3 protein-coding genes are annotated in these 3,090 nt (G+C 35.9%); 2 read left to right on the top strand and 1 reads right to left on the bottom strand.

Going from position 1 to position 3,090, the window contains the following annotated elements; all coding sequences use genetic code 11:
- Positions 1 to 257 precede the first annotated feature (257 nt).
- Positions 258 to 1,604, bottom strand: a complete 1,347-nt coding sequence (locus J2Y67_RS27720) for a hypothetical protein (RefSeq protein ID WP_310179390.1) — start codon at positions 1,602 to 1,604, stop codon at positions 258 to 260.
- A gap of 668 nt (positions 1,605 to 2,272) precedes the next feature.
- On the opposite strand from J2Y67_RS27720, the gene J2Y67_RS27715 reads away from it, so the two are divergent.
- Together J2Y67_RS27715 and J2Y67_RS27710 are read left to right on the top strand one after the other, a co-directional pair.
- Positions 2,273 to 2,650, top strand: coding sequence for a MarR family winged helix-turn-helix transcriptional regulator (locus J2Y67_RS27715; protein ID WP_310179388.1), 378 nt, complete (start codon positions 2,273 to 2,275; stop codon positions 2,648 to 2,650).
- Between the two features lie 65 nt (positions 2,651 to 2,715).
- Positions 2,716 to 3,090, top strand: a 375-nt coding sequence (locus J2Y67_RS27710) for a DoxX family protein (protein ID WP_310179387.1), incomplete at its 3' end; no start/stop codon positions are given.

Here is a 3,090-nt window from a genome sequence, read left to right as displayed (position 1 = left end):
CCCCATTATCTAAATGATTTTTTATTAATTATACAAAAAAGTACCCTATAGGTAGACTTTTTTTCTAAGTGTCTACTCTATAGGGTACATTTTATAACGGACCTCACCTTTTACCTATTACCTTGTAATACAATATCACTTAAGAGGCCAGATATGTCATTAAGCTTGACCCCTATGTAAACCAAAGCAATCAATATTAAAATATTTATAACCAATGATACTTTGTCTTTACCCATCGGCAACACCCTCTAAACTAATTAGTAGTCATATGATACCCTCACGGAAATGGAGCTTGTAGCGGTTAAACCGCTTCTTTGGAACGTTCCCTTCTCACGAATATCCATAACAGCCCATGTACCAGCGGATTTCCATGTTGTAGTAGGCTGAAAACGTTCACCGTCTAAACCTGATAAACCCCAATTTGTTTCTGTTACTTCCCATCTTCCATAGTCATACTGCTGACTTCCAATGTTGTCTACTATTGGATCGCCAGTCATTTCAAAACCCCAACTCATACTATATGGAAGACCAAAGCCGATCTGATACGGACTATCTCCATCATCATCTGGATCCCAATCTTTAATATAGTCACTGTCATATGGGATATCGTGGTCAGCCCATAATTTAGTTGGCTCCCAAATACTTGAATCTTGATAAACGCTTGTTTTATCTTCGACCATAAAATAGTCATAAGCAGATTCACTGTCACTAGCCTTACTTAAGTACCAATCGGTTACCGTATGACCTACTTTAGTACCGCTATAATAAGCATTTCCGTAAATTCGGGCCGGACTACTTTTAACCCCAGTCATTCCCGCTTCAACCTTACTTGTTGTCAAAAAACCCAATACCTTTTGTTTTGCCTTTTGAGCGGCTGCATATTCTTGCTCTTCCACATCTACGGTTTCAGCAGTGCTACCTAAAACCTCTTGAACATATAGCTCATCGGTTGGCTTTACTTTCTTTCCGTTTTCATCAAAAGCAGATATATTCGATATCATCAATTGATTATTCTCATTTTCATCAAGAGTATAACCAATTACATCGTAGTTGAATTCGCCTTCTTCCGCTGCGCTATTCGGATTGACTTTCAATGGTCCCTTTTCTTTTGCCATCTTCTCTTCGTCCCAATCATAACGAGCGGTTTTGTTTTTCTCTTTGTCCTTAACTTCAATCTTATCAAGTTTTAGAAGGTTTTTGAAGTCATTTACGGAAGCTCCGCCAACTAAATAGACTTTTGTACCAGACTTAATCTTGCCTTGTAGTTCTTTTTGCAGTTTTATATCCTTCTTAAGCTTGTCCACATGAACGACAACATCTTCATATCCATCTAATGAAGGAATGGAATCATCCTTCTTTACTGTTACTTTCATGGCATCTTTGATTTTCTGTTTTTGATTACTTTCAAATCCAGAAACAATGCCTTCCACTTTCCCAGGTTCTTCATTGGATAGGTAAAGTACATCCCTATTATAAGGGGCGCTTGCGCTAACCTTTGATTGAGATACCTTATCCTTTGAAAAATCAAATGAATAAGGATTAAAGATCAAAGTACCCACCAGGGCCACACTGCCTAAAATACTAGCTGCTGCTCTCTTTTTCATTCCCCAACTCTCCCTTTTTCTATTTCTACTATTTTACATTTTTACTACTACTATTTTACAATATGGAAACAATTTGGTATATAGGGAAAATTGTAGAATTTTTGTAAATAATATCAGGCGGGAGTAATCCTTTTTGTTGAAGTCATAAACCGAAGTTTAGAAGTATTTCGGCACTTGTTATATACTCATCTAAAAATGAAATATTAATTCCGAAAGCAGGTCAAATTCATCATTGAATAAATATCTTTCTAAATCATTCAATCGGAAATTACGAAAAGGTCAATACGCTCAAAGAGATATTGAAGTAGTGCCTGAGTATGCAAACAAAGCAGACATCCCTTCTTTATTTTCATTATTCGTATCCATTCAAGGCTTTTTATTGAACTAAAGGGTGCATGAGTTCAAGGTCTAGGGTTGCCACGGCAACCTTTTTCTTATTTCGCTAATGGGTACAAGAGTTGAAGAACAGGGCTGTCCGTTGCGACAGCTTTTTCTGATTGTGCTAACGGGGCAGGATAGTTCAATAAGGAATCTAAACTAAAAAGGTTATTGACAAAAGAAATTATAAGTATTATTATTATCTCATATTCAAGATAATTTAATTCGAGATAATTAGGGAGGTGAAATAAATGGAGAGGAAATGTTCAAATTTACCCTTTCTTATATTGATGCAAACATCTAAAGTGATTCATGATCGAATAAAGGTAGAAATGTCAAAAAACAAGCTAGGCATCACTGAATTTTCTGTTTTAGAGGTACTTTATCAAAAAGGAAAACAAACAATTCAACAAATTGGAAAAAGCATATTAATCTCCAGTGGTTCCATGACCTATGTTATAGATAAGCTAGAGCAAAGAAGCTTATTAGGCCGACATGCCTGTCCAGATGACCGCCGAGTAATACATGTGACGTTAACAGAAGATGGAAATGAATTGATGAACGAAATCATCCAGAAATATCATGAGTTCATTAATCGAATGTTTGATGCACTAGATTCTAATGAGTCAGAGGCATTGGTACAACTATTGAAAAAAGTAAGGAAATAAGTTTATACTTGCAATTTTTTAAAATAATATCTCGAATTTGAGATAAATATTTAGGAGGATTTAAGATGATAAGTATTGGTTTATTAATAATTCGATTGGTAATTGGCGTATTATTCATCGGGCACGGAGCTCAAAAATTATTTGGTTGGTTTGGTGGCTATGGATTGAAAGGAACTGGTGGATGGTTTGAATCTATTGGAATGAAACCAGGAGTTACAATGGCACTATTCGCTGGATTGTCAGAACTTATTGGTGGAATTTTATTTGCTTTAGGACTTTTAACCCCACTTGCTGCCATTTTAATCGCAGGGACTATGGTAATGGCTATTATAAAAGTTCATGCTGCAAACGGATTATGGGCAACATCCAATGGATATGAATATAACTTAACTTTGTTAGCAGTAGCTATTGGTATAGCATTAATCGGTCCTGGTCAATAC

This window comes from Neobacillus niacini, from assembly GCF_031456445.1.
Lineage (GTDB): Bacteria > Bacillota > Bacilli > Bacillales > Cytobacillaceae > Neobacillus > Neobacillus niacini_I.
This window is presented reverse-complemented; position numbering and strand designations above follow the sequence as displayed.

Coding starts and splice junctions, on each gene's coding strand:
- J2Y67_RS27720 (WP_310179390.1), bottom strand. CDS start 1,604: ATGAAAAAGAGAGCAGCAGCTAGTATTTTAGGCAGTGTGGCCCTGGTG.
- J2Y67_RS27715 (WP_310179388.1), top strand. CDS start 2,273: ATGCAAACATCTAAAGTGATTCATGATCGAATAAAGGTAGAAATGTCA.